Below are 23,906 nucleotides of genomic sequence, written 5' to 3' on the forward strand. Positions count from 1 at the left end.
CATGGCAGTATTGACCTGGTTTCTCTACAAGCAGCAACACACGTGATTTTCAAGCTCAATGCTTTTTTTGGGGCAGCCCCAAGCTGGGGCATGGTGCCGAGGATGACTCTTTATATCGCTGGCTCGGTGGCGTGCTGCCCGTGCACCGCAAGACGGGTCTGGCGCAGCGGCTGCTGGAAGCCCAGCAAGCCTGGGCCGGGGCACACGGGTTTGCGGTCGTCACGGTGAAATCGATGAACCGCTATTTCGCCATGCTGCACTTGCCGATCCGTAATGGATATCGGATACGCGCCGTGGAGCACTTTGACGACCCGGCCAGGGAACGCATTCACTTCATCAAGCCGCTGAGGCGAAGAAAAAATCCCTGCCTTTGACGGATTTGAACTTTTGAGGAAGTTAAAAGTGGGGTATTTAAGAATCGTTGAGCCGCAAAAACGGATCAAATTTCCTTGGATTTTCCTTTTTTCAGAAATACCTTGCCATGCGCCTCAGTCCAACTCTACGGTGGGTTCTGGAATATCCAATTAGCCATCAGGTCCTGAAGGTCGTTTGCGTAATTCCAGGAGTTGAGTTCGCTTAGCTTGACTTTGTTTTTCTTGGCGGCCACAGCTAAGGTACTCTGAAATGCGAGATAGCGCACAGTCACATGCTTAGCCCCCGGCAGCTTACGCGCAGACTTCTTGCGGAGAAAATCCCGAACACAGCTAATTGCCTTAACGGGATCGTCGTCGTGGACCTTGGTGTCTAACCCCGCAAGGTCGCTGATACTTGCGTTGTGTTGATACTGAACCGCATCCAGTATGCCAATGTGGTGTTCCCATTGATATGGATTCATCGCATGCATTGCATAGGCGATTCCGGCCTCGAATGGCATGTTAAAGCGAGGTAGCTTGTTCTTTCCCAACTGCACGCGGCTCATGTCATGGAGCGAGTACTTGGCGGTGGCAATCTCATTGGCAATGCGCTCGACGCGAACGACATTGGAATTGTCAATCAACGCATGCCGAGCCTGAAAGCCAAGATCGTGTATCGTAAAGACGATCGCGTCGAAAAGAGGCTTGAACTTGGCATCGAACGGGCAATTAAGGAAGACTCGGTCATCGTAGTCAGCCGGTTTATTCACCAAGAGGGCCATCAGATAAGCACCATCGACGCTAAGAGCGACTTTCGCGTCTCGTCGTCGAGCTTCAACTTGGTCTTTGGCGCCGGAAGGTGGTGGACCTCGGGATGTTTGCCCACTACGTTGCTACGCGATAGCTTCCAGTTCACGATCATTCCTGGCTTCACGGTGGTATTCGCCTCGAGGATCTTGCCAGGTGCCGATATGACAACCGTCTGACCTCCCCCCTTGGTGCGCGCGAGTGTCACTTTGTAAGTCTTGCCTGTTGGAGGATTGGATGCGGATGCCTTGTGAGCTGACAGCGCGACCTTTCCCGCCACATTAGCTGTCGCCTTCTTGGCCCTCTTCTCACCTACGACAGAACTTCCGATCTTTTTAGCCACCGCTTCCCCCTTTTCCGAAACCTTGATCCGAACGTTGTTCGTAACCATAAGCTGATGATAGCCGCTAACAGGCAGATTGTCATGCCGAGCGAAATTTGGGACGCAAAATCGACTCCACAGAGGGAGAAGAGGGCCACGCTGCTGAGCCTGAGAACGGTACTGAACTCCCTCTGGATCTCATAGCGTATCGTGAATGCTATATTGGCATTCTGTCAGTAGCCATTGCCGTTCCAAAGCGTACGACCGCAATGGGACGAAAACGGCCATACTAAGCCATGCTGCGAGCATCAGGCTGTCCATCCTGTTCGCTGCCAGACCGATGCCAGCAAGGTGCTGTCGGTCGCCTCATCCCGCCACCTTCTTCTTCACCTTCAATAAACTGCCGGCCGCATTTTCCTCGAAGCGGCCCGCCTCTTCTATATAGCCATGCACGGTGCCGTCGTGGCGCCAGCCGCCTTGGCGCTTGATGGCCTGGAAATCGGCGCCCGCGCGGTGCGCGCTGGTGGCCATGCCACGGCGCAGGCTGTGGCTCGACAATTCCGGCACGTAATCAAGCGCCGCCAGCCGGGCGCAGCTTGCCAGGATGGTGTTGATGCTGCTGGCGTGCAATCCCTTCGCTCCCACATGGCCCCACTGGTTGACGGTGCGCAAGAGCGGCCCCGTGCGGATATGCGCCACGGCCAGCCAGGCGCGCAGGGCCGTGGCCGGACAGCAGACGCCGTCGCCGAACGGGATCGCCTTGACGATGCCCTCCCCCAATTGATCCGTTTTCGAACGGGGCAAGGTGATCACCATGCCCTGCGGCTCCCAGCTCACGTCTTCCAGTGTCAATCCCGCCAGTTCGCTGCGGCGGAAACCGCCGAAAAATCCCAGTTGCAGCAAGGCGCTGTCGCGCACGGCCTTGACGTTGCCCAGCGCGGCCAGTCTGGACACGATCAACTCCAGGTCCTCCAATGGCAGCGCCTTGGCCTTCTTTTTCGGCTTGCCGTGCAGGCGGGCGATGCCGGCCAGGGTCTTGCGCACGGTGGGCGTGGACGCGGGGTCGGCAAAGCCCTGGTACACATGCCATTGCGACAGGGCCGTCAGGCGCAGGGCCAGGGTGCGCGCGTTCAGGTTGTCCGCATACGCCATCAGGTAGCGGATGACGGTGGACTCGTCGGCGGGCAGCGCCCCGCCCCAGACCAGGAAGTGGCGGATGGCGGAACGGTAGGTGCGGCGCGTGTTGTCCGACGTGGCGGCGGCGAGAAACGCCTGGTGGCGCGCGGCCAGTTCGGCATCGATCAGGGCGCCGTGTAACGGTGCAGCGGCGATGGCGGTGTTTTTCGGCACGGCAAGACGGCGTTTCGGGAGGGGCAGATCGGGCATGGCGGTGGCGAAATCGCGGTTTTGTACTGAGAGGATCACAGAATAGCATGCAAACCACCCCCATAACACGCGATAAGCGATCTTATCGCAGTTTATATTTTCCAAAAATCATCAAAATTTGTATCGTAATATTATACGATATTACGTATCATGTAATACGTTACTAAATTTCGCTCATAGGTGGTTTTATGGCCCGCACCGGCATTTTGTACTCTGATGTTATGAAAGCAGCCCAAATCGTCGCTGCCGATGGGCGCAATCCCACGGTCGACAGCGTGCGCGAAGCGCTGGGCAGCACGGGCAGCAAGAGCACCATCGCTCCCCTGTTAAAACGCTGGAAGGAAGAATTCCAGGGCGCGGGCGCCGTGAAAACGGAGTCCGGCTTGCCGGCCGAGCTGATGGAAGCGATGCGCGGCGTGTATGACAAGCAGCAGCGCGACGTGGCGCAGCAGCTGGAAACGGGCATGCAGCAGAATCGCGCGGAACGCGATGCGGCGCTGGAAAAACTGAAACAGACGGAAAGCGAACGCCTGAAGCTGACGGAGGCGCGCGCCGCCCTCACCCAGGAATTGCGCGCCACGCAGCACGCGCTGGCACAACTGAAGGAAGAACATCATTTTCGCGCCGTCACCCTGGCGACCTTGCACAGCGACAACGCGGGCCTGACGCAGCGCCTGGCCGACCGGGGCGAGGAAATCGCCGCCCTGAACCGCCAGCTGGCGCAGGTGCGCTCGCAGTTCGACCATTACCAGGAAGCGGCAGCCACGCAGCGCAGCGAGGAGCGCGCGCAGGCGCAGCAACGGATCAGCCGTCTCGAGCAGGATAGCGCCCAGCTGCAGCAACGCCTGCAAGGCCAGCAAGCGACCCTCGTACAGCAAGACATGCGCCTGGCGCAGCTGCAGGCAGAGCAAACACGCTTATCCAGCGAAGCGGCCGCCGACCGCGACGCGCTGGCCACCGTGCGCCCCGAGCGCGACCAGTTCGAATTTCAATATCTGCAGGCGGCCGCGTCCGCCGATGCCTTGCTGGCCAAGCTCGATACGGCCCTGCTGGCGCTGAACGATGCCAAGGTGGCGCTGGCCGCGCAAGACCGCCAGCTCGACATGCTGGCGGAACATGGGCAAATATCGCAGCAGAAAATGGACGCATTGGCGCAGGAACGCGATGGCTTGCTGCGCGACCATGCCGGCATGGCGGCCAGGCTGACCCTGCTCATGGATAGCCAGGAGAAGCGCAATGTTTGAAGCCGTCTACAGGGTCTGGGATTTATATGATGGTCCCCGGACGTGCATCACCAGTGGGGACGAGTATGCGCAGCGTTTCACCCTGACGCCAATCGGCGCGCCGCTGCTGGCGCTGGCAGTTGAACAGTGGCAAATCTTCTGGTGCTGGGAGCTGCAATAGCAGTGTCAAACAGGTCTGCGGCGCGCCAGCACCAGGCCGAGCGCCGTATCGGGATATTTGCGCCATCGCCTGGGTGGCGTGGCACGCACGCGGTTCTCGACCGCTGCCAACTGCTCGGCGTCGTCCGCTGTCAGGGTGGCCGCCAATAGTTGTTCTTGCGTATGTCTCTCCTTGCGATTCGCCCGTGCCTTGGCGCCGTGGATCGCCTTGCGCGAGGATTTACTGTTTTCGCCATACGTGTTGCGGCGGTCTTTGGCGTAACTGAGGTGTTTCTTTTCTTGCGGTGTTTTCATGGGCTACAGGCGGCGATTCAGCACGCTGTCGATGTCGTGGGTGGTCAGTTCAAGGTCGAGCACGCCGTCTTGCAGCCAGTAGCCGTCGCCGCCCTGTTGTAGTGCATCCATGTCGAGCGTGCCCAGCGCTGGCGGGATGGCGCCGGCGAGCAAGGCCGCCGCGTCATCCCATTCCCCGTAAAACAGCTTCAGATACCAGCCGTCGTCGTGGGCAAAGGCGAGGAAGCGGCCGCGCAAGGCCGGCAGCGGCGCGAGCGCTCCATGGTGGCCGAGCAGCGCGGCCACCTCCGCATCGCCGGGGGCCGGCGGCGCGCCCCGGTAATCGGCCCAGGCATGGCTGCCCCAGGCATGGATATCTTCATGCATCAGGGCCGGCAGTTGCTGCCGCGCCACCGTCTGGCAGGCGGCAGGTTTCCTGGCCGTGCCGGCGCTGCCCTTGCGCAGCACGATGCCGTCCGCGTCCTGGAGCGCGGGGATCACATCCTTGAATTCGATGCCGGAAGCGACAATCATGCGCGCCACCGGGTCGTGCCAGATATACAAATAATGTCTCAAGTGTTCGTCCGCTTTGGTTTCGGTGCCGTATTCCATGCCACGGCGGCGCGTATCAGCGCCTTGAATGCCGCGGCATCGAGGTGCTCGCCTTCGTGCAGGTCGATGGCCCGGCGCGTGTTGCCGTCCAGGCTGGCGTTGAACAGGCCGGCCGGATCGGGCAAGGCGGCGCCCTTGGCGAAGGTGAGTTTCACGGCGAGTTGATAGGTTTCGCCTGTGCAAATCATGCCAGCATGCGACCAGACGGGCACGCCGCGCCATTTGACTTCCTCGACCACGTCCGGGTCCGCCTGGTGGATCAGCGCGCGCACGGCGGCCAGGGTTTTGCCGCGCCAGTCGGCCAGCGAGGCGATTTTCGCATCGATCAGGCTGGCGGCCGATGCGGTGCTTGCCGCTTCCTCGGCGGGCGGCGTGCTTGCTGCTGCTTTTTTCATGGTTCACGTCTCCTTCCTGTGCGCTTGCCTTACTGCGCAGGATCGGCCATGCAGCTGACCAGCGAGGCAAGGAACTGGTCGCGCAAGGCCTGGTATTGGGCATCCGTCGCAAAGTCGCGCGGGTCGGCAGGCTGGTTCAGCAGGTAGGCGGTGGCGACCGTGCCGCTGGCGGCGTGCAGCAGCGAGTACAGGCTGATGATGCCTTGCGCCTGCGCGATGCTGGCGTTGTTCAATCCTAGCACTTCCACGCCCTGGCGCGTGTCCGTTTCCAGCGGCACATGTTGTGGCGGCTTGCTGTTGGCGGACATCTGCTGCATTTGCGTCACGATGGTCTCGCGGTCGGCGGCAAAGCTGCCTGCGGCGCTGCGTTCGATTTTCAGGTTCACAAAGGGCAAGCTGCTCTTGCGGAACAGCATCAGCCGGTAGCCATCGGCCGTTGATACCTGGCCTTCTCCCGTCGCCAGCTTGACGACGCGCGTGGTCGCGCCTGCCGGCAAGCGGTCTTGCGTTTTGAACTTGAACTCGCTGCGGTTGATGCATTGCGCCAAGGGCGCCAGAGGATCGGCCGCGCGGTCTTGCGCCTGGGCGCCCAGTGCGGCGAGCAGTGCGGGGATGGCAAGCAAATGGCGGTGCTTCATGGGCGATATCAGTCATCGAGTCAAGGTGCGGCAAGCATAACCGTCTATATTGCTAGAAGGCAAATGTTTAGTTGTCGTCCTCTAAATGCCCATGGGGATAGCTTCTTAATATGAAATTCACCTTGCCCGCGTAGCATTCAGCTTGGCAAGGCTCTCATTGTGCAGCGCCTGCCCTTTTCCGGCAGAACCATGAATGACATCGCTTTAAGCTTGCGCCACGGCGCCGCCGTGCCACCCGCAGTGCCCCAATCGCCCGCCAGCGGCCACCGCCTGAAAGCGGCGCTGGGCGCCCTGTTCTTTCCCCGCCAGCGCACGCGCTGGCACGCTTTCCTGGGCAGCATGCCCGGCTTGAGTTCGCTGGCGCAGCTGCATCCCTGCCTGCGCTTCAAGATTTACCGCCCGTACGCCTCGCGCCAGCTCGGTTGCGCGGATCGCCTGGCCTTGCTGGAAGGACATTACCGCTTCCTGTGGCAAGCGGGTGCGCGATCGCTGGTCGAACGGGCCGCGCGCGGGGCCGTGGTGCTGGCCACGTTCGAAGGCAAGGATGGGGCGCTGTACCGTTTGCAGCTGACGGCCATCCACGACAGCTACCGCGAAGGCGAACTGTGCCTGCGCCTGACGCGCGACGGCCAGCCCCTGTACCTGGCCAGTTTTTTGTTCCTGCCGCGCGCCGATGGCGTCTCCTTGCAGCTGGGCGCGCTGCAAGGCTTGCGCTCGGAGGCGGGCAAGCTGGCCGTCAAGGACGCCACGCGGGCGCTGCACGGCTGCCGTCCGAAAAACCTGATGGTGACAGCCTTGCGCGACTTTGGCGATTTTTTTGCCTGTACCAATCTGTTCTTGATCAGTAACGACAACCGCATCGCCCTGAATGCGCGCCGCCGGCGCCATATCGCCGCCGATTACGACCTGGCGTGGCAGGAATTGCACGCCTTGCGCATGCGTGACGGCAATTATCACCTGCCCTGCGCCCCCTACAGGGTTCCGGACCTGGCCGAGGTGCCGTCGAAGAAACGCGCCGATGCGCGCCGGCGCGGTGAATTGCTGCTCAGCATGGCTGCCGACATGCGCGCGCAGCTGGCGGCCATGATCACCGCGCCATCTTGCCAAAACGGCCATCTTGCCAATGAAACTGTTATGCTGTATTCCCATCAATCACATACCTGACGGAATCGACGATGCTCCCACGCTTGCGCACCCTGCTGCTACCCATGCTGTCCCTGTCCGGCGCCGCCGCCCTGGCCGCCCCCGCCCTCGATGCCGCCGTGCGTGAACGGGCAGAAACAATGGTGCGTGACGGCAAGCATGCGAGCCTGGTCATCGCCGTGATCGACGGCAAGGACAGCGCCGTGTACGGCTTCGGCCGCGCGCGGCCCGCCGACAAAGGCGTGCCCGATGCGGATACCGTGTATGAAATCGGCTCCGTGACGAAAACCATGACGGGCTTGCTGCTGGCCGACGCCATCGTGGCAGGCAAGGCGCAGCTGGATCAGCCAGTGGCCGAACTGCTGCCCGCCTACGCCATCCCCGCGCTGGCGAGCCAGAAAATTACGGTAGGCCAGCTGGCCACGCACTTTTCCGGCTTGCCCCGCCTGCCCGCCAACCTGGCGCCGGTGGACATGCGCAATCCCTACGCCGACTATGCCGAAGGCCAGTTGCGCACTTTTTTGGCCGGCCATGCGCTGGCGCGCGCGCCGGGCGCCGCGTATGAATACTCGAACCTGGCGTATGGCTTGCTGGGCACGGCATTGGCCACGCAAGCCAACATGTCCTACGAGGACCTGCTGCAAGCGCGCATTTTCCGTCCGCTGGGCATGGCCAGCAGCTCGGCAGTGACGACGCCCGCCCTGCGCGCGCGCCTGGCGCCGGGCCACCTGGCCGACGGCAAGCCGGCCGAGAACTGGGACTTCCAGGCCATCGCAGGGGCCGGCGCCGTGCGTTCCAGCGCGCGCGATATGATTGCCTACATGCAATCGTACATGCGGGCGACCAGTCCCGCGCAGCAACTGGCCGTGCAGCCGCGCCGGGTACTGGCCGGCGAAGGCGAAGGCGATGGCGTGAAAAAGATCGGCCTGGCGTGGATGCTCGACCAGGTCAAGGGGCAGCCTTTTGCCTGGCATAACGGGCAGACGGGCGGCTATGCCAGCTTTGTCGGCTACACCCTGGACGGCAAGCGGGGCGTGGTGGTGCTGAGCAGCACGGCACGCGACGTCGATGGGCTGGGCGTGAGCGTGCTGTTGCCCGGCAGCCTGCCGCCGCCAAATGCCCCGGCACCGAAGGAAATTGCCATCGCCCCCGCCGAACTGGCCCAATATGCGGGCCAGTATGCGCTGGCGCCCACGTTTGTCCTCAGCGTGCGCCAGGGTCCCGATGGCTTGCTGGTGGGCGCCACGGGCCAGGGCGAAGCGCCCGTGTACGCCAGCGCGAAAGACACCTTCTTTTACAAGGTGGTCGAAGCGCAACTGGTATTCCAGCGCGACGCCCAGGGCGCCATCACGGGCGTCGTCCTGCACCAGAACGGCCAGGCGATGCCGGGCAAGCGCAAACCTTAGCATACTGACAAGCGTGCCATAAAACTCAGGCGGCCTTCATGTTGGCGCCGTATCCTTCCCAGGGCATGCCAGCGACCTTATCCAGGCGCCGGCGTGCATTCGGCCCACCCTGGACAAGGTTCCCATGACACCCACTTTCGCCCTCCTCCCCCTTTGCCTCATCGGCACCGCTGCACTGGCCGCCCCTGCCTTGGCCGCGCCCGTCCTCGACGACGCCGTGCGCCAGCGCGCCGAGGAACTGACGCGCACCGGCATGCACGCGAGCATCGTCATTGCCGTCATCGACGGCAAGCACAGCGCCGTCTACGGCTTTGGCAGCGTACATGCAGGCAAGCACATCAAACCGGGCACCGATACCGTCTACCAGATCGGCTCCATCACCAAGACCATGACGGCCTTGCTGCTGGCCGACGCCGTCGCCGAGAACAAGGTCACACTCGATGAGCCGGTAGCCACTTTATTGCCGGGCTATACGCTGCCCGCCTTCGACGGCAAGACGATCAGCCTGCTCGACCTGGCCACGCACTATTCTTCGCTGCCGCGCCTGCCCGACAACTTCGCGCCGAAAGACCCGGCCAACCCGTATGCCGACTACTCGGAAGCGAAGCAGCGGCAGTTTCTCGCCGCCTACCAGCTGCCTCGCGCGCCCGGCAGCGCCTTCGACTATTCGAACATCGGCTATGCCGTGCTGGGCACGGCGCTGGCGGCGCAGGCCGGTACCAGCTATGAAGCGCTGCTGCAAAAGCGCATCGCCGTGCCGCTGGGCATGCGCTCGACTTCGAACACGCCCAGCCACGGCATGCTGGCGCGCCTGGCGCCCGGCCATTTGCTGTCGGGCGAACCGACACCCGCCTGGGATTTGAACGTGGTGGCGCCGGCCGGCGGCGTGTATTCGAGCGCGCGCGACATGGTCGCCTACCTGCAAGCGTACATGTTCAAGCCGCTGCGCCCGTATGCGCTGGCAATAAAACCGCAGCGGCCGCTGGCGCCCGACGGCGACACGAAGATCGGCCTGGCCTGGCTGCTGGAACAGCGACAGGGACACGGTTACGCCTGGCACAGCGGCCAGACGGGTGGCTACAGCAGCTATGCGGCGTTCACGACGGACGGCAAGCGGGGCGTGGTGGTATTGACGAACACGGCGCGCGACGTCGACGCCCTGGGCTTGTCAACCCTGCTGCCCGGCACGCCCCTGCCGCCGCTGAAAAAGCCGCAAACGGCCATCGAACTGCCGCGCGCCGCCTTGAACGAGTATGTGGGCGAGTATCCAATGGGCACCGATTTCACCTTGACGGTGACCTTGGGCAAGCATGGCCTGGAAGCGGCCGGCACCGGTGTCGGCTCGGCGCCCCTGTTTGCCAGCGCGAAAGACCACTTCTTTTTCCGCGCCATCGACGCGGAACTGGCTTTTACGCGCGATGCGGCAGGCAAGATCGCCGGCGCCGTGCTCAAACAAGGCGGACAGGACGTGGTCCTGCCGCGCAAGTAGTAGCCCTCAGGCTGCCGGGTCTTGCATGAATTGCTCGACCCGCTCGACAAACGCCGCCTTGCTGCGCGTGCGAAACTCGCCCAGGAAAGCGTCGCTGCCCGGGACGATCTTGCCGTGGCGGTCATATTCCACCTTGGCCATCTCCAGCACGAATTCGCCGGCGGGATCATCCTCCGGCTCGAAGTGCGAATTGAAGCAGTAACCGGTATCCCGGCAGCTGCCCCACAGCAGCAATGCGCTGCTGAACCATTGCATGGTGTCCGGCCCCGGCTCCACCTCGAACAGGGTGTTGACGGTGAGGTGCCAGCCGCCGGGCACGCGCAGCGGCTGCAGGGGATAAGGGAAGCGTGGCTGTTTCATGTCGACGATGGCGCGCGGCGCGCCCGATAAAAGGTGAGGAACTCGGCAGCCGGCAGCGCTTTGGCAAACAGCCAGCCCTGGCCAAACTCGACTTTGCGTTCGCGCAAATAGTCGGCTTGCTGCTGCGTTTCGATGCCTTCGGCCACGATCAGCATGTTCAGGGTGCGCGCCATGGCGATGATGTGCGGCGTGACGCTGCTGGTGGCGGCGTCCGTGCCGATGGTGTCGACGAAGGATTTATCGATTTTGAGGGCGTCGAGCGGCAGGTTTTGCAGGCTCGACAGGCTGGAGTATCCCGTGCCGAAGTCGTCGATGGCCACGGCATGGCCGCGCGCCCTGGCCTTGTCGATGGTGGCGCGCGCCGCTTCCACGTTGATGAAGCCCCGTTCCGTCGCTTCCAGCCAGATCTGCTGCGCCTCGATACCCGTGCCGTCCAGGGCGCGTTCGAGCACGTCGAGCACCCGGCCCGTTTCAATGTCGCTGGCGCACAGGTTGATGGCGATGTGCAGTTCGCGGTCGGCCAGCAGCGCGGCGCCCATGTCGGCGATGACGCAAGCGATCACCTGATCGGTGATGGGCAAGATGAGGTCGCTGTCCTCGGCGACGGGAATGAACAGGTCGGGCCGTATCATGCTGCCGTCGGGACGGCGCCAGCGTATCAGCGCCTCGGCGCCCACGCACACGCCCGTGTCGAGCGCGATGATGGGTTGATAATGGACAAAGAATTCGCGCCGTTCGATGGCGATCTTCAGTTCGCCCATCAGGGACAAACGCCGGCGCGACAACCAGATGACGATGCCGACGATGAAGGCGGCCATCAGCAGGCCCAGCGGCAAGAGCAGCAGCTGTTCGCGCCGCAGCCTATCGTTCAGCTTGCTGCGCGGCTCGATCATCACGGCCGTCAAGCCGTCGCGGTACAGCAGCGCATGGATGCTGCCGTCCGCCGTTGGCTTGCCGGCGAGCAGGGCTTGCACCAGCGCCGGATCCGGATGGTGCAAGGTGTCGAGCACGCCGCCCCGGCCGATGGCCACGGCCATCTGGATATCGCTGTCGACGATGACGTCGGAGAAGCGCACGGGATCGATCAGCACTTTATACGCTCGGTAGGATAAGCCCACCATGCGCTTGCCGCCGCTGACGACGGGGCGCAGGTTGAAATCGAGGCCCATGCCGTTGGCCAGGGTGAAATCGGCGGGCGTGACGGCGATGCGCTTGTCCTCCATGCCCGTGGAGCTGCATTTGAGCATGCCGTTCTCGACATAGCCGATATCGTCGATGCTGCGCGTGGTGATGGTGATGCGGCGCAGTTGCTGGATATGCGCTTCCGAACACGGCACCAGGTCCAGCGCATCGGCGCTGCGCAGGGCCATGCTTGCCGAGGCGATCGACCGGTGGGCGCGCTCGAGCGCGTAGCCGGCCAGCAGGCGCAGGCGTTCCTGCTCGCCCTGCTCGGCGCGCACGGACGACAGGTAGAAGGCCAGGCTCAGGGGAGCGGCCACGCCGATGACTGCCACCAGCACGCTCGTAACGATAATGCGTTTTCTGCGCATGGGATTACCTGCGGTAGTTATATGATTGCCATGTATTGCTCGATGGCATCATATTACATGTGCAGGCAGCGCACGTGGATCTTGCTGAACAGTTACACTTTTTCCAGCGGCCTGGCCAGCACGAACACCAGCGCCGCCACCACGGCCGCCAGCCCGCCAGCCAGGTACAGCACGCTGGCAAAGCCGTCGATGAAGGCGTGGCGCGCCGCTTCCTGCGCCACAGCCTGCATGGCGGGCGGCAGCTGGCCAAAGGCTTCGGCCGCATTGCCGGCGACGATGCGCCCGATCATTTCGGGCGAGGCCTTCAAACCGTGCAGCCACGCCAGCTTGTCGAACGAGTCCGCCGTGCACATGGCCAGCACGGCGCCCAGCGCGCCCACGGCCAGCACGATGCCGACAAAGCGCGTGGTGGTGCTGATGCCGGAGCCCATGCCCGTGCGCTCGCGGGGAATGCAGGCGAGGATGGCCTTTTGCGTCGTGCCGTTCAGCAATCCCGCGCCCGCGCCCGTGACGACCATGCCGGCCGCCACCCAGCCGTATTGCAAACTGGAAGCGGCCAGCGCCGTGGCCACGTTGCCCACGGCGACGATCAGCAAGCCCGTCACGAGGATGCCGCGATCATCCAGAATCCGCATGGCGCGCGGCGCCAGCCGCGACAGCAGCACCATGGCGACGGCAAACGGCAGCATGGCGCAACCGGCCAGCACGGCGGAAAAGCCGAAGGCGTTCTGCAAATACAGGGGCAAGAAGGTCATCATCACCTGGGCGGCGATGGCGTAGCCGAACATGCCCAGCACGGCGCCGACGAACACGCGCCGGCCAAACAGCGACAAATCGACCATCGGTGCGCGCTGGCGCCGTTCCACCAGCACGAACACTACCAGCAGCGCCGCGCCGGCCAGAAAGCGCAGCATGGTGGCGTGACTGGACCAGCCCGCCACGCTGGCGTCGATCAAACCCCAGATGATGCAGAACAGGCCGGTGGAAAACAGCAGCGCGCCCGCCGGGTCGAAGCTGGCGTTGGAGGCATCCTTCGACTCGTCCACGTGCTTGCTTACCAGCCACATCAAGATGGCGACGATGGGCAGGTTCAGGTAGAAAATCCAGCGCCAGTTGATGGCGCTCGTGATCAGGCCACCCAGCAGCGGTGCCACCGTCATGGCCACGCCCATGGCCGCGCCCCACACAGACCAGGCGCGCGCCCTCTCCTTTTCCGCGTGAAACGTGTGGCCGATGACGGCCAGCGCGGACGTCAGCAGCAGTGCGGCACCGAGTCCCTTGATGGCGCGCGCCACGTTGAGCACGAACGGCGTCCACGCCAGGCCGCACAGCAGGGACGCCAGCGCGAAGACAGCGAGGCCATACAGCATGACCTTGCGCCGTCCCAGGCGGTCGGCGATGCTGCCGGCCGGCAACAGGAACGAGGCGAACGCCAGCATGTAGGCGCTGACCACCCATTCCACGTCAACGAAGCTGGCGTTGAGCGAGCGGGCGATCGACGGCAGCGAGACGGCCACGACGTTGGTGTCGAGCATGATCAGCGCGCACACGCCCGAGCACGTATATAAGGTCCAGTTGGTATTTTTCATGCCTGTATTTTAAGCAGGCTTGTATTATTTCCTATTATAAGACAAGCGCCTTATAATTCACTCATGGTGAATACAGAAAAAGAGATGGAATTGCGGCATTTCCGCTGCGTGCTGGCCGTGGCGCACAGCCTGCACTTTGCAAGGGCGGCAGCGGAACTGGGCATTTCGCCGCCCGCGCTGACCAAGCAGGTGCAGGAAACGGAAAGCTTGCTCGGTACGCGCCTGTTCCAGCGCAGCAAGCGCGCCGTGTCCCTGACGGCGGCCGGAGAATTGTTCGTCATCGAGGCCACGCGCGCGCTGGGGCAACTGGCGCAGGCGCAGGACGTGGCGCGCCGGGCGGGGCGGGGCGAACTGGGACGGCTGGAAATCGGCTACGTGGCCTCGGCCGCATACTCAGGCGTGCTGCAGGACCAGTTTTCCCGCTTTCGCGCCAGCCACCCCGGCATCCATATCGGTGCGCGCGAACAGGCGATGGATACCCTGCCCGGCTTGCTGGACCAGGGCCGCGTCGACCTGGCCTTCGTGCGCCCGCCCCTGCACTTGCCGGACGGACTGGACAGCGTGGTGTTGCTGCGCGACCGCTTCGTGCTGGCCGTGCAGGCGGACAGCCCGCTGGCATGCCTCGATGTGGCGGAACCGGCCGCGCTGGCGCAGCAGGCCTTCATCGTGCCGGAACAAGAATTGGGGACATTGGAAGTGAGCCGGCGCGGCGGCTTTGCGGCGCAGGTGGTGTCGCGCCCCGGCAGCCTGGTGGCCGTGCTGACGGAAGTGTCGCTGGGCGTGGGTTGCGCCATCGTGCCCCATTCCGTGATGGCCAGCGTGCAATTGCCCGGCGTGGTATTCCGCGAGCTGGCCGCGCCGCAGATCAGCTCGGAAATTGCCGTGGCCTTCCGCCGCCACGAACAGGCGCCCGCCGCGCGCGCGTTCATCGCCCAGTTGCGCGCTGTAGCGCTGGCTTAGCCTCAGTTCTTCAATACCGCCACGGCATAGGTGCAAGCGGCGGCCGTTTCATTGCTGAACACGCAGTCGGCCGGCGGCCCCAGCTCCAGGCAGTCGCCCTCATCCAGCACGTGGCGCGTATCGCCTTCGATGAACACCAGGCTGCCGCTGAGTGACCAGATCAGCTGGCGCCGCGCCACATAGGCGGCGGCCGGCATGGCCACCACGGCGCCCGGCGGCAGGGTAATATGCACGAGGTCGAGCGGCATGTCGGACGCGGGCGACACATGCCGCCGCACATAGCCGCTCTGCGGATCAATCCACACGGGCTGGTCAGCCTGGCGCAGCAAGCGCCCTGCGCGCATTTCCGCGCGGGCGATCAGTTCGGACATGCTCAGGCCGAAGGCGCCCGACAGCCGCGCCAGCAAGGTGGCCGTGGGGCTGCAATCGCCCCGCTCCACTTTGTGCACCATCGCGCGCGACACGCCCGAGCGGGCCGCCAGCTGCGTCAGCGACCAGCCCAGGTTTTCCCGCTCAAGGCGCACCCGGGCACCGATGCGCTGGCTCAATTCGTCTGGTTTAGTGGACATAATCAGGATTTATTGGACAAAAGCCTGGGCGGCAATCTATGATTTGTCCATTATAGTAGACGACTAGCAAGGAGATCAACATGCACATACGCGATGCCCACGCGGGCGATATCGAGGCCATCACGGCCATCTACAACGATGCCGTCAGCAACACCCTGGCCATCTGGAATGAACGGACGGTCGATGCGGCCAACCGCGCCGCCTGGCTGGCCGACCGCCAGCGGGCCGGCTATCCCGTGCTGGTCGCCATCGATGCGGAAGGAACTGTCGCTGGCTACGCCTCGTTTGGCGACTGGCGCCCGTTCGAGGGTTTTCGGCATACGGTCGAGCATTCCGTGTATGTGCGCGCCGATCGTCGCGGTGCGGGCATCGGCAAGGCCTTGATGGGGGAATTGATTACGCGGGCGCGCGGCCTGGGCAAGCACGTGATGGTGGCGGGCATCGAAGCGGGCAATGCCGGCTCGATCGCCCTGCACAAGCAGCTGGGCTTCGCGGAAGTGGGTTTGATGCGCCAGGTGGGCACCAAGTTCGGCGCCTGGCTGGACCTGGCGTTCCTGCAGCTGCAGCTCGATACGCGCAGCGATCCGGACGGCATTGCGCCGCCCGGTTGAGGTCAAACAAATATCAAGGATCGATCTCCGGTGGCGGACGGCGCAGCGCCATATGTTCCCACACGGCCACCAATACCAACACGCAGCTGGTGATGCAAGCCAGGATCAAAGGTGAATACAGGCGGCCGTAGGCCATCGGGATCAGCGCCAGGATGATCAGGATGCCCAGCAAATGCGACAGCGGCGGCGTGGCGCGGTCGTTGCTGACCCATTTGAATAGCGCATTGCCCAGCAAATACAGGATCGGGCCGCCCAGCAAGGCGCTGATGCCGGCGAAGCTCGCTTCATCCGGATGCACGAGGGCCAGTTCATCGGCCACGGCGGAAACGATCACCCCGCCCACGATCAGCACGTGGATATACGTGTAAGCATTGCGCGCGATGCGGCCCGGGTCTTTCGAATGGGCGATGCGGTGGTGGCCCGCTTCGGCGCCCGTGTCGAAGTAGATCCACCACATGGCGATGCTGCCGGCCAGGGCCGACAAGAAACCCAGCCAGTTGCCGGGCGTCCACTCCAGCCCCGCGAAGGTGGCGCCCGTCACCAGCAAGGATTCGCCGAGGGCGATGATGACGAACAGGCCGCAGCGCTCAGCCATGTGACCGCCATCGACATCCCAGTCGGCCGTCGAAGAACGGCCCAGGCCGGGCAGGCCGAACTGCATCCATGGTCCCGCCAAATCGATCAGCAGGGCCGCGCCCCACCAGAAGATGCGTTGCTCAGGCGACGCCACGCCGCCGGCGATCCAGAAAATGCCGGACAGCACGGCCCACAGCGTGATGCGCTGGAAATTGCGGCGGCGCGCGAGTTCTTCATGGCGCACGGCCCACCAGGCGAACAGGGGCCGGCCCACCTGCATGGCCACGTAGGCGAGCGCAAAACCCAGGCCGCGCGTGCCGAACGCTTCGGGGATCGAGGCCGACATGATCAGCCCGCCCAACATCAGCGCAAACAGGCTGATGCGCACGGGAATGCGCTCGGGATCGAGCCAGTTGGTGATCCACGACGTGAAGATCCACACCCACCAGACGGCCATCAGCAGCAAGCCCGTTTGCAGCCAGCCCATGGCGGTCAAATGCGCCAGCAAGCCATGCGACAGTTGCGTGACCGCAAACACGAACACCAGGTCGAAGAACAGCTCGATCATGCCCACCTTGCCGCTGTCCTGCCCGCCGCGCTGACGCAGCAGGGAAATGCGATTATTCATTTTTTTCCTTGCATAAATATCGGACCGGCGCCCGCGGCGCCGGCCAAAACGGCACGATGATAGCAGATGGGGATGGCGGCCATGGCGGCGCGCTGCGGTCGGCATGCGTTTGCTCTTCCGGCGGAATTTCGCTACGATGGGCCGCATGCGCGGGACACCACCTCTACCATGTATCAGCTGAATTGGCGCGGCCCCTGGCTGGCTGCCGTGCTGCTGCTATCGCTCGGTGGCGACGCCCCGGCGCTGGCGCGCCAGCTGGCCGAACCGGCCCCCGCGTGCCGGGCGCCGCAAACCATGGCGCTGACGGTCAACAGCGACGCCATCGCCACGGCCAGCAACGATATCAATGACAACACCCTGGTGGCGCTGCGCGCCAACGGCACCGCGTACTGGACGGTTTTATTGTCGACAGCGAATATCCTGCTGCAGCTGGGCGCCGACCGCGGCGATACCATCGTGACGTTCCAGAAAGGACTGACCCTGCGTTTCCAGGCCCTCGGTCCGCAGCAATATCAAATCCTCATCGATGGCCCCATACTCGATGACGGCACGCAATACACGCTGACTGGCAAGGTGATAGCCGTTTTTGAGCGCTGTCCGGTCCGGCCCGCACCGGCCGCGCAATAAAGCCGCGCATGCCATCTATTTAAGTCAATAAACCGTTTATATTCAATTGCATTCCCTGTCAGGATTGCCTGCCGCCGCGGAAAATGGACGGCGGTATTTTCCCGCGCCGCGTCCGGATGGCGCACCATTACTGCCTTTGCGACAATTCGAGAGAATCGCGCAAAAAAATAGGCATAGAATCGCTACTCGTGATGTGCAAGAGTCGGCATGGTTATATTTCGAATCGCCGGAAACTATTTTTCGAATAAGCAAATAAAAAAACATATTAATCAATTTCGGATTGATTAATATCAAATGTCTTGTCTTTATTTGAAATTGCGTATTGTCCCGCCATATTTTTATGGCATGGTCGCAAAGCCGTTGCAATACCGTTTCCACCGACTTACCCAACTGCCCCGGACCTGTCGGCCACGGGGCGCCCACCGCAAGTCCAGGCCGATATCACCTCATGGAGAATGTCATGTCTAACTTACCTCGCGTCGAAGTCACCAACCATACGCTGGCCTCCGGCCAAAGCGTCACCACCAACACCACGCCGAACAGCATCGCGCTGTCCATCGCCAGCGGCGACAGCAACAACCAGACCGGCATCGCCTTCCAGTTCCAGGGCCGCACCACGTACTGGAATCCCAGCGTCACCACGGGTTTCACCACGGCCAAGCTGGCAAGCGACACGGGCAATGGCGTCGTCACGTGGAAAGCCGGCCTGACGGTCACCTACTCGCCGCAGAGCACGGGGCTGTATAACGTGCTGCTCTCCGGCGACATCGTCGACGGCGGCACCGTGTATGCCTACACGGGCTTCGTGCTGGCTACCTTTACCTCCAACTCGCAGTAAGCGGCGGTTCCGCGCCCGCCTGCGGGCGGGCGCCCTGGATGGCCGCCCGCCACCGCATCCAGGCAAGCCGCCTGGCCATCCGACGCCCTTCCGGGCCCACCCGTTGTAAACGATTGCGATGCCGCGCGGCCGCCATGCCGCCGCATCGCAGCCCGAGTCGCGTCTTGAGTGGAGGTAGTCATGGGTTTCAGATTCGTCGCCACCGATCCCGCCAGCAAGGTCAGCCTGTATGAATCGCCGCCGCAGGCGGACCATGCCTGGGCCGGCTACCTGCTGCCGCCCGTCGCGCCGCCGGCCACGCCGCCGGACAGCATCAGCTATGCCGACAGCCTGTCGCCGCAGCGCATGGGCGGCTACGTGTTTGCCAGCGCCCGTCCGGCGGCGCTGGACGCGGCGCCCGGCCCCTTCATCGCCGCCCTCGCCGCGTATATCGACCGGCAGTCGACGGCGCCGGGACTGAACCTGAACGCGCTGCTGTGGCTGCGCGACGCCGATGCAGCGCCGGCCGATTCCTTCAACAACTACGGCTGCAGCTACAGCTATAACCAGCTGACCAAGGGCTTTGCCACCAGCAGCAATGTGAATTTCCGGCTGGGACAGGACCTGCTGTTCAACGTGCTGTCCGGCGTCGGCCTGTCCATCGACGCCGCCAGCGGCAGTCTGCGGCTGGCCGCGCCGCTGGCTACGCCGCCGGCGCTGGCCTTCCAGCGCAACGCCAGCGATATCGGCATACGCGTCACGGGCAGCGGCAACACGATCCGCACTTTCGTGCCGCTGGCGGGCCCGAATGCGGGCTGCCTGACGTTTACGGCCACCGTCAACCCTGCCGTCACCTTCGGCCCCGGCGGCTTGGCCATCGGCTTCCCCCTGAGTGCGCGCGACACGGCCAGCGGCCAGCTGCAGCAGCTGTTCTACCCGGCGCTGAGCGCGCCCGCCGCGCTGTCGGCCAACCTGGCCTGGGTCGGCACGGTCGACCCGCTCGATCCCTACAATCAGAAGCTGTCCGCCAAGGCCAGGCTGGAAGGCGTATTGCGCTGCGGCTTGCTGCCGGCCGGCCAGCCCGCCTTGCCGTCCGCTTACCGCACGGCGCTGGGCCATACGACGGCCTTGCTGCCGCTGGGCGCCACCAGCGGGCAGCCGCCCGTGGTTGGCCTGCAGTCGGGCGCCCTGGCCTTTGGCTGCGCCGCGCGCTCACCCTCTCTGCCCGCTACCAGCAAGGCCCTGCTGACGCCGGCCGGGCGCTTCGGCCTGAGCGCCAGCGGCCAGGCTGCCGGGATGCAGACAAACTTGTTATGCGGCATCTTCGGCTCGGAACAGCTGAGCATGACCACCTATGATGGCGCCGCTCCGGAGAATGACAGCCTGCTGTTCGTGCCCGCCTCGCCCGCCTACGCGTCCGTCTTCCCGTTCCAGGCCGCGACGCTGGACTTGCCCGATTCTGGTAACGTGGCCACGCCGCTGACGGCCGATTACCTCAGTTCCTGGGCCAGCGTGCTCAAGGGCGGCGCGGCCATGCCGCAATACCATGCGGAGCCGGCGGGCAGTCCCATGTACGGCCTGCCGCCTGCCGCCCGGGCGGCCGCCTTGCTGCGCGCTGTGGCCGCCGATACCGTGCTCGCCTCGACCCCGCCCGCGCTGCCCGTGCCGCAGGGCGCCGCGCACGCCTTTCCCCTGCTGCCGTATGGCGGCGCCGTCAGTGGTGGCCCGCTGGAGATCAGCGCCTCCCTGCTGTCGAGCTTTGAAAGCAGCATCGTGGCCGCCACGCGCAAGGCCGTCATTTCCAGCGGCGCCGGCGCCACCTGGCAGGCGCGCGCGGCGGCCAGCCACCGCGTGCGCGGGCTGGCCGCCGGCGAGGCGGTGGCGGAAGCGCCGCACTACCGCACCACGCCGCAGGGTGCTGTCGCCACCGTGTCCAGCCAGGAGCAGGACCAGGACGCCTTCCTGTCGGTGACCCTGGGCCAGACCCTGGGCGACGGCGGCCAGGTCTTGCCGTTCGGCTTCCGCTTCCCGGACGCTACCTTGCAGGATGCCTTGCAGACCAACCAGCTGTTCCTGGTGGCCGTCAACGCGGCCCACCTGTCGGACGGCGGCGCGCGCTTCGACAATACCGTGGGCATCGCGGGCTGGACCATGCAAGCGCAGGTGGGCCTGGCCGTGACGCCCACGTCCTACCGCAACGTGATGCTGCTCAAGTATTGCAGCGGCAGTGTCAGGGAACGCGTCGCCAATCCGAACGCCTGGTCGGGCGCGCCCGATTTTTCGCTGGCCGCCGACGCCGGCCCCAGCGTCCAGGGCATCGCCTACACGGGGCTGTCGCAGTGGTTGCAGGATGTCATCGAAGCGGCCGAGGTGCTGGCGGCGGACAAGCCCGAATCGCCGTACCGGCATTTCCTGGAACTGGTCAGCGATCCCGCCTGGACGGGCGTGCTGGTGCTGCAGGCGGACCTGGATCCGTCCAGTCTGCCTGCTGGCCTGCAGGGCATCGCGGCCGGCCTCGACCTGACGCGCTTCGTCGCCCACCATTTCGGCTTCACGGCCAGCCGCGTGACGGTGCATGGCGACGGCAGCATCACCCTCGACGGCAATTCCAGCACCTTCGGCCTGGTCGACTACCAGGACCCGGCCTTCGCCGCCGGCCAGCGCAACGGCTTGCCGCCCGATACCCCCATCGCCCTGCCCGACACCGACAACTATGCGTTCCGCGTGCTGCAATTGCAGGTGCTGTTCGACAATGCCGTCATCAAGACCTTCAAGAGCTACGTGCAGCTGGCCGTCAACGGCCTGCTCGGCTCGCGCGTGACGGCCACCACCTTCGGCGGCAATGCGATGCCGAACAACGGTGTGGTACTCGACGGCAGCTATATCGACCAGAACGGCACCGGCATCTACATCTTCGAGCAAGCCACGCCGTCGATATTCAGCCTCGACAGCAACCTGTTGCGCCACGTGGCTTTCCAGCGCATCCAGTTCAACTGCCTGGGTACCATCGACGCGGGCGCGACCGTCCTGAACCGTTTTTCCGTGTGGGGCACGCTGGACTTCGCCAGCCTGGACGACCGCACGGGCGCCGTGCTGGACCTGCTGTCGTTCGGCGCGCTGGCGCCGGACCTGCCGCCGGATGGCGAAGGCCTGGCCTTCTCCAACCTGGTGATCGACATGCGCTATCCGCAGACGACGCCGTCGGCCGTGCGCTTCGACGAGGTGACGGCCAACCTGGCCTACGACCTCGACGCCAGCCAGGCCAGGCCGGACAGCCTGTTCAAGGGCTTCGGCCTGGAACTGGCGGGCTTTATCGCCGCCGCCGACGGGCAAAAGCCGGCCGATTTCGGCTTCCTGCCCGTCAGCACGGCGCTGAACCTGGGCACGCTCGACGGGCCCTGGCACGGCGTCGTGTACGACGTCACCATGGGCGGGCCGGGCGCGCTCGTCTCGGCCGCCGGCTTCCATTCGACCCTGCTGCTGGCCTGGTCGCCCGCCAGCACCGCCGGCGACGACGAGCAAGCCGTCTTCGTCGGTCTGTCGCTGCCCGGCGCGGCGCCGGGCGCCAGGCTGATCAGCCTGCAAGGCATCTTCAAGCTGGCCATCGACAATATCGGGCTGATGCGGCAAAAAGTGCCCGACGGCGACTCCTACTATTATTGCCTGCGGCTCGACAATATCGCCATCAAGTTCCTCGGCATTGCCAAGCTGCCGCCCGACGCGAACATCCAGTTCTTCCTGTTTGGCGACCCGAAGAATACGGGCAGCCTGGGCTGGTATGCCGCGTACATCGCCGATGCGGCCGCCCGGCAGGAGCCGGCACTGGCCGCGTTGCCATTGCCTGCCATTTCATTGGGGAGCGCGGCATGACCAACGTCGTGTACTGGAATATCGAGAACTTCGGCATCAACAAGGTCAACAATCCCAGCCGCAAGCGGCCCCGCTATGGCGAAGGCGGCCGCTGCGGCGGCAACCTGCCGGCCGTGGCCGCGCTGCAGCGCCGCAACCATATCCTGACCATCCTGCGCGCCACGCAGCCCGATATTTTCGTTCTGATCGAGGTGTCGGCCAGCGCGACCGGCGCCGGCGACCTGGCGCCCGACACGGGCGGCTTGCAGGGCGCGATCTTCCTGCTGCAACAGCTGCGCAGCGACCCCACCGACCCCAACCGCGATGCCTGGCGCATGGTGCCGCCGCTGAAAGTGGGCACGGGCGGGCGCACGGAATCGGTCGCCGTGCTGTACCGCGGCATATCGGGCACGGCTGGCACGCCCACGGAAGTGCGGCGCTATTTCACGGGGCCGAACGTGTGGACGGGCGGCGGCGTGTCGGCTGTGGCGGCCGGCGCCGTGCCCGCCGCCTACCCGGCCGGGGGCGCCGGCGCGCCCAATATCCAGGATTTGCTCAACCCGCAAGGCCAGCCGGCGCGCACCATTCCGGCCGGCGCGCAGTACAACGGCGGCCTGGCCGAGGGCATGGCGGCGGCGCGCATCGCCTTCGCGCCCGCGCCAGCGCCAGCCGTGCCACCGGTCGTTGGCGGTCTGGTCAATTTCAACGGTTTGCGCCAGCCCTTTATGGTCAGTTTCGTGGAAACCAACCAGGCCAACGTCATCACGCGCAACCTGACCCTGTTTGCCGTGCATGCGCCGCCCAACCACGGCGGCGCCACCAATTTCATCAATATCCTGCTGCGCGGCGTGCTCGACGTGGCGGCGGCGCCTGCCGGCGCGCCGCACCACGAAATCAAGCTGATCTGCGGCGACTTCAACCTGAACGCCATCTACGCTCAGCCGCCCGGGGCGGGCGGACGAACCACGGCCTACGACCAGTTGCGCACGATCAACTACGTGCCGCTGCTAAACCCGCCGCCTGCCATGCCGGTGGCACCGAACCTGACGCTCGACGCGTACCAGGGCTACCTGGCCACGCATATCCGCCCCAAACGCACCAAGCAGCAGTTGACGCAGCAATCGCGCTTCCTGTGGTCCGACAATACGGCCGGCGGCGCGCTGCTGGCGGCGCCGTATCCGGGCTATAACTATATCGGCAGCGATATGGTGAGCAACTTTTTCTCGATCGACAATATGCTCGTCAACCCGCTGGTGCTGGCGAATAACTACCAGTTCACGGTGATGAATCCCGTGTCGGGCACGCCGTTCACGGCGGCGGGCGCCATGCCCCCGGACGTGCCCATCGGCACGCGCCCGCTGCCCGCGCAATTTACGAACTTGCCTGCCGGCATGGCCTGGCCGCAATCGCCAGCGGCCGTGTATGCCGTAGGCCAGGCGCGCACGCTGAACGGCTGGGCCAATTACGGCTATCTGCGCAGCACCAGCGACCACCTGGCGCTGTTTGCCGTGCTGTAGACAGAGCGCCAGGGCCGGTGCAAGCG

24 protein-coding genes are annotated in these 23,906 nt (G+C 64.5%); 12 read left to right on the top strand and 12 right to left on the bottom strand.

Features of this window, described 5'->3' with window-relative positions:
* Window positions 1-140 precede the first annotated feature (140 nt).
* Window positions 141-374, top strand: a complete 234-nt coding sequence (locus tag O0882_RS08270) for a hypothetical protein (RefSeq protein ID WP_289946954.1) — start codon at window positions 141-143, stop codon at window positions 372-374.
* Window positions 375-499: 125 nt separating this feature from the next.
* Here O0882_RS08270 and O0882_RS08275 read toward each other — a convergent pair whose 3' ends face one another.
* The 3 genes from O0882_RS08275 to O0882_RS08285 all read right to left on the bottom strand — a co-directional run bounded on the left by O0882_RS08275 (window position 500) and on the right by O0882_RS08285 (window position 2,907).
* Window positions 500-1,135: a hypothetical protein gene (locus tag O0882_RS08275; protein WP_289946955.1), complete on the bottom strand. Its 636-nt coding sequence runs from the start codon at window positions 1,133-1,135 to the stop codon at window positions 500-502.
* Window positions 1,135-1,551 (bottom strand): hypothetical protein, encoded by a 417-nt coding sequence (locus O0882_RS08280; RefSeq protein WP_289946956.1) that lies wholly within the window; start codon window positions 1,549-1,551, stop codon window positions 1,135-1,137. The genes O0882_RS08275 and O0882_RS08280 overlap by 1 nt, the downstream gene beginning before the upstream one ends.
* Window positions 1,552-1,848: 297 nt before the next feature.
* Window positions 1,849-2,907, bottom strand: a complete 1,059-nt coding sequence (locus O0882_RS08285; RefSeq protein WP_289946957.1) for a tyrosine-type recombinase/integrase — start codon at window positions 2,905-2,907, stop codon at window positions 1,849-1,851.
* 182 nt (window positions 2,908-3,089) lie between these two features.
* Here O0882_RS08285 and O0882_RS08290 point away from each other — a divergent pair, with 182 nt between their 5' ends.
* Together O0882_RS08290 and O0882_RS08295 are read left to right on the top strand one after the other, a co-directional pair.
* Window positions 3,090-4,112, top strand: a complete 1,023-nt coding sequence (locus O0882_RS08290; RefSeq protein ID WP_289946958.1) for a DNA-binding protein — start codon at window positions 3,090-3,092, stop codon at window positions 4,110-4,112.
* Complete coding sequence (locus O0882_RS08295; RefSeq protein WP_289946959.1) at window positions 4,105-4,272, top strand: hypothetical protein; 168 nt, start codon at window positions 4,105-4,107, stop codon at window positions 4,270-4,272. Before O0882_RS08290 ends, O0882_RS08295 begins: the two co-directional genes overlap by 8 nt.
* Before the next feature lie 5 nt (window positions 4,273-4,277).
* On the opposite strand, the gene O0882_RS08300 is transcribed toward O0882_RS08295, so the two are convergent.
* From O0882_RS08300 to O0882_RS08315, 4 genes are read right to left on the bottom strand one after another with little or no spacing between them, the layout of a single operon-like run.
* The gene (locus tag O0882_RS08300; RefSeq protein WP_289946960.1) at window positions 4,278-4,565 is read right to left on the bottom strand and encodes a hypothetical protein; all 288 of its coding nucleotides are present in this window, start codon (window positions 4,563-4,565) and stop codon (window positions 4,278-4,280) included.
* Window positions 4,566-4,568: 3 nt separating this feature from the next.
* On the bottom strand, window positions 4,569-5,120 hold the full coding sequence (locus tag O0882_RS08305; protein ID WP_289946961.1) for a hypothetical protein: 552 nt from the start codon (window positions 5,118-5,120) through the stop codon (window positions 4,569-4,571).
* Window positions 5,117-5,551: a DUF1801 domain-containing protein gene (locus O0882_RS08310; protein WP_289946962.1), complete on the bottom strand. Its 435-nt coding sequence runs from the start codon at window positions 5,549-5,551 to the stop codon at window positions 5,117-5,119. The genes O0882_RS08305 and O0882_RS08310 overlap by 4 nt, the downstream gene beginning before the upstream one ends.
* Before the next feature lie 29 nt (window positions 5,552-5,580).
* The gene (locus O0882_RS08315) at window positions 5,581-6,189 is read right to left on the bottom strand and encodes a hypothetical protein (RefSeq protein ID WP_289946963.1); all 609 of its coding nucleotides are present in this window, start codon (window positions 6,187-6,189) and stop codon (window positions 5,581-5,583) included.
* Window positions 6,190-6,378: 189 nt separating this feature from the next.
* On the opposite strand from O0882_RS08315, the gene O0882_RS08320 reads away from it, so the two are divergent.
* The 3 genes from O0882_RS08320 (at window position 6,379) to O0882_RS08330 (ending at window position 10,227) form a co-directional block, all read left to right on the top strand.
* Window positions 6,379-7,353 (top strand): DUF535 family protein, encoded by a 975-nt coding sequence (locus O0882_RS08320; protein WP_289946964.1) that lies wholly within the window; start codon window positions 6,379-6,381, stop codon window positions 7,351-7,353.
* Window positions 7,354-7,364: 11 nt separating this feature from the next.
* Complete coding sequence (locus O0882_RS08325; RefSeq protein WP_289946965.1) at window positions 7,365-8,738, top strand: serine hydrolase; 1,374 nt, start codon at window positions 7,365-7,367, stop codon at window positions 8,736-8,738.
* Between the two features lie 124 nt (window positions 8,739-8,862).
* The gene (locus O0882_RS08330) at window positions 8,863-10,227 is read left to right on the top strand and encodes a serine hydrolase (RefSeq protein ID WP_289946966.1); all 1,365 of its coding nucleotides are present in this window, start codon (window positions 8,863-8,865) and stop codon (window positions 10,225-10,227) included.
* 6 nt (window positions 10,228-10,233) lie between these two features.
* Here the strand turns inward: O0882_RS08330 and O0882_RS08335 are convergent, their stop codons facing one another.
* The 3 genes from O0882_RS08335 to O0882_RS08345 form a co-directional block, all read right to left on the bottom strand.
* On the bottom strand, window positions 10,234-10,587 hold the full coding sequence (locus tag O0882_RS08335; RefSeq protein ID WP_289946967.1) for a hypothetical protein: 354 nt from the start codon (window positions 10,585-10,587) through the stop codon (window positions 10,234-10,236).
* On the bottom strand, window positions 10,584-12,137 hold the full coding sequence (locus tag O0882_RS08340) for an EAL domain-containing protein (protein WP_289946968.1): 1,554 nt from the start codon (window positions 12,135-12,137) through the stop codon (window positions 10,584-10,586). The genes O0882_RS08335 and O0882_RS08340 overlap by 4 nt, the downstream gene beginning before the upstream one ends.
* A gap of 92 nt (window positions 12,138-12,229) precedes the next feature.
* Window positions 12,230-13,726 (bottom strand): MFS transporter, encoded by a 1,497-nt coding sequence (locus O0882_RS08345; RefSeq protein ID WP_289946969.1) that lies wholly within the window; start codon window positions 13,724-13,726, stop codon window positions 12,230-12,232.
* Window positions 13,727-13,789: 63 nt separating this feature from the next.
* Here O0882_RS08345 and O0882_RS08350 point away from each other — a divergent pair, with 63 nt between their 5' ends.
* Entirely contained in the window at window positions 13,790-14,686 is an 897-nt protein-coding gene (locus tag O0882_RS08350; RefSeq protein ID WP_289946970.1) for a LysR family transcriptional regulator, read from the top strand.
* Between the two features lie 2 nt (window positions 14,687-14,688).
* Here the strand turns inward: O0882_RS08350 and O0882_RS08355 are convergent, their stop codons facing one another.
* Window positions 14,689-15,255: an XRE family transcriptional regulator gene (locus O0882_RS08355; RefSeq protein ID WP_289946971.1), complete on the bottom strand. Its 567-nt coding sequence runs from the start codon at window positions 15,253-15,255 to the stop codon at window positions 14,689-14,691.
* A gap of 80 nt (window positions 15,256-15,335) precedes the next feature.
* On the opposite strand from O0882_RS08355, the gene O0882_RS08360 reads away from it, so the two are divergent.
* Window positions 15,336-15,866 (top strand): GNAT family N-acetyltransferase, encoded by a 531-nt coding sequence (locus O0882_RS08360; protein WP_289946972.1) that lies wholly within the window; start codon window positions 15,336-15,338, stop codon window positions 15,864-15,866.
* Window positions 15,867-15,879: 13 nt separating this feature from the next.
* Here the strand turns inward: O0882_RS08360 and O0882_RS08365 are convergent, their stop codons facing one another.
* Window positions 15,880-17,070: a low temperature requirement protein A gene (locus O0882_RS08365; protein WP_289946973.1), complete on the bottom strand. Its 1,191-nt coding sequence runs from the start codon at window positions 17,068-17,070 to the stop codon at window positions 15,880-15,882.
* Window positions 17,071-17,238: 168 nt separating this feature from the next.
* Between O0882_RS08365 and O0882_RS08370 the strand changes: the two genes are divergently transcribed.
* The 4 genes from O0882_RS08370 to O0882_RS08385 all read left to right on the top strand — a co-directional run bounded on the left by O0882_RS08370 (window position 17,239) and on the right by O0882_RS08385 (window position 23,880).
* Window positions 17,239-17,697 (top strand): hypothetical protein, encoded by a 459-nt coding sequence (locus tag O0882_RS08370; RefSeq protein WP_289946974.1) that lies wholly within the window; start codon window positions 17,239-17,241, stop codon window positions 17,695-17,697.
* A gap of 460 nt (window positions 17,698-18,157) precedes the next feature.
* On the top strand, window positions 18,158-18,535 hold the full coding sequence (locus O0882_RS08375) for a hypothetical protein (RefSeq protein WP_289946975.1): 378 nt from the start codon (window positions 18,158-18,160) through the stop codon (window positions 18,533-18,535).
* A 180-nt stretch (window positions 18,536-18,715) separates the two neighbouring features.
* The gene (locus tag O0882_RS08380) at window positions 18,716-22,384 is read left to right on the top strand and encodes a hypothetical protein (RefSeq protein ID WP_289946976.1); all 3,669 of its coding nucleotides are present in this window, start codon (window positions 18,716-18,718) and stop codon (window positions 22,382-22,384) included.
* Entirely contained in the window at window positions 22,381-23,880 is a 1,500-nt protein-coding gene (locus O0882_RS08385) for an endonuclease/exonuclease/phosphatase family protein (protein WP_289946977.1), read from the top strand. The genes O0882_RS08380 and O0882_RS08385 overlap by 4 nt, the downstream gene beginning before the upstream one ends.
* Window positions 23,881-23,906: the final 26 nt, after the last annotated feature.

The organism is Janthinobacterium sp. SUN073 (assembly GCF_030397665.1).
GTDB lineage: Bacteria > Pseudomonadota > Gammaproteobacteria > Burkholderiales > Burkholderiaceae_D > Janthinobacterium.

Excerpts from the sequence above, each read along its gene's own strand:
- O0882_RS08360 (WP_289946972.1), top strand. The coding sequence starts at position 15,336 with ATGCACATACGCGATGCCCACGCGGGCGATATCGAGGCCATCACGGCC.
- O0882_RS08350 (WP_289946970.1), top strand. The coding sequence starts at position 13,790 with ATGGTGAATACAGAAAAAGAGATGGAATTGCGGCATTTCCGCTGCGTG.
- O0882_RS08365 (WP_289946973.1), bottom strand. The coding sequence starts at position 17,070 with ATGAATAATCGCATTTCCCTGCTGCGTCAGCGCGGCGGGCAGGACAGC.
- O0882_RS08320 (WP_289946964.1), top strand. The coding sequence starts at position 6,379 with ATGAATGACATCGCTTTAAGCTTGCGCCACGGCGCCGCCGTGCCACCC.
- O0882_RS08315 (WP_289946963.1), bottom strand. The coding sequence starts at position 6,189 with ATGAAGCACCGCCATTTGCTTGCCATCCCCGCACTGCTCGCCGCACTG.
- O0882_RS08290 (WP_289946958.1), top strand. The coding sequence starts at position 3,090 with ATGAAAGCAGCCCAAATCGTCGCTGCCGATGGGCGCAATCCCACGGTC.
- O0882_RS08275 (WP_289946955.1), bottom strand. The coding sequence starts at position 1,135 with ATGGCCCTCTTGGTGAATAAACCGGCTGACTACGATGACCGAGTCTTC.
- O0882_RS08355 (WP_289946971.1), bottom strand. The coding sequence starts at position 15,255 with ATGTCCACTAAACCAGACGAATTGAGCCAGCGCATCGGTGCCCGGGTG.
- O0882_RS08340 (WP_289946968.1), bottom strand. The coding sequence starts at position 12,137 with ATGCGCAGAAAACGCATTATCGTTACGAGCGTGCTGGTGGCAGTCATC.
- O0882_RS08325 (WP_289946965.1), top strand. The coding sequence starts at position 7,365 with ATGCTCCCACGCTTGCGCACCCTGCTGCTACCCATGCTGTCCCTGTCC.
- O0882_RS08370 (WP_289946974.1), top strand. The coding sequence starts at position 17,239 with ATGTATCAGCTGAATTGGCGCGGCCCCTGGCTGGCTGCCGTGCTGCTG.
- O0882_RS08310 (WP_289946962.1), bottom strand. The coding sequence starts at position 5,551 with ATGAAAAAAGCAGCAGCAAGCACGCCGCCCGCCGAGGAAGCGGCAAGC.
- O0882_RS08330 (WP_289946966.1), top strand. The coding sequence starts at position 8,863 with ATGACACCCACTTTCGCCCTCCTCCCCCTTTGCCTCATCGGCACCGCT.
- O0882_RS08375 (WP_289946975.1), top strand. The coding sequence starts at position 18,158 with ATGTCTAACTTACCTCGCGTCGAAGTCACCAACCATACGCTGGCCTCC.
- O0882_RS08380 (WP_289946976.1), top strand. The coding sequence starts at position 18,716 with ATGGGTTTCAGATTCGTCGCCACCGATCCCGCCAGCAAGGTCAGCCTG.
- O0882_RS08295 (WP_289946959.1), top strand. The coding sequence starts at position 4,105 with ATGTTTGAAGCCGTCTACAGGGTCTGGGATTTATATGATGGTCCCCGG.
- O0882_RS08345 (WP_289946969.1), bottom strand. The coding sequence starts at position 13,726 with ATGAAAAATACCAACTGGACCTTATATACGTGCTCGGGCGTGTGCGCG.
- O0882_RS08300 (WP_289946960.1), bottom strand. The coding sequence starts at position 4,565 with ATGAAAACACCGCAAGAAAAGAAACACCTCAGTTACGCCAAAGACCGC.
- O0882_RS08280 (WP_289946956.1), bottom strand. The coding sequence starts at position 1,551 with ATGGTTACGAACAACGTTCGGATCAAGGTTTCGGAAAAGGGGGAAGCG.
- O0882_RS08335 (WP_289946967.1), bottom strand. The coding sequence starts at position 10,587 with ATGAAACAGCCACGCTTCCCTTATCCCCTGCAGCCGCTGCGCGTGCCC.
- O0882_RS08385 (WP_289946977.1), top strand. The coding sequence starts at position 22,381 with ATGACCAACGTCGTGTACTGGAATATCGAGAACTTCGGCATCAACAAG.